This is a genomic window from Sphingobium sp., assembly GCF_041987595.1.
Lineage (GTDB): Bacteria > Pseudomonadota > Alphaproteobacteria > Sphingomonadales > Sphingomonadaceae > Sphingobium.
The window spans coordinates 1-511 of record NZ_JBHIWJ010000264.1 but is presented as its reverse complement, the minus strand read 5'-3'; the positions used below and the strand labels follow the sequence as shown (position 1 = coordinate 511).

Genomic DNA, 511 nt, shown 5'->3' with positions numbered 1-511 from the left:
GCCCCGTGGACTGCATCTCCATGCCGGAGGTGACCACCGCCACCGGCTGGGCCGCGTGGAGCCAGGCGCAGGCCGACGAGGCGCGGGACCGCTACGCCTTCAAGCAGTTCCGCCGCCACCGCGAGGCCGAGGAGAACGATGCCCGGCTGATGGCCAAGGCCGAGGCCAAGCTCGCCGACGTGGCCGCGGCCTCCGTCATCACCGACCCGGCCACGCTGGACCGCAAGCGCGCCGTCATCGAGGCGGCCCTGGCCCGGGCCCGCGCCAAGCGCGGCGCCTGAAGTGCACGACACAATCGCGCCATGAACGGTGCCCAAGTCGAACGCTTCTTCGCCACCCTGAAGTCCGCCAACCCGTCGCCCCAGACCGAACTGCAGTACGCCAGCGTCTTCGAGCTGCTGACGGCGGTGCTGCTGTCGGCGCAGGCGACCGACGTCGGCGTCAACAAGGCCACGCGCCGGCTGTTCGCGGTGGCCAACACGCCCGCGCAGATCCTCGCGCTGGGCGTGGA

Annotated in this window: 2 protein-coding genes; both read left to right on the top strand. The window is 72.0% G+C overall.

Translation table 11 applies throughout. The features are described 5' to 3' along the window. On the top strand, window positions 1-281 hold a 281-nt coding region (locus tag ACFC3J_RS23090; RefSeq protein WP_375198228.1), incomplete at its 5' end, for a hypothetical protein. A gap of 21 nt (window positions 282-302) precedes the next feature. Next, window positions 303-511 (top strand): endonuclease III domain-containing protein (nth, locus tag ACFC3J_RS23085; protein ID WP_375198227.1); only part of this gene is annotated, 209 nt, incomplete at its 3' end.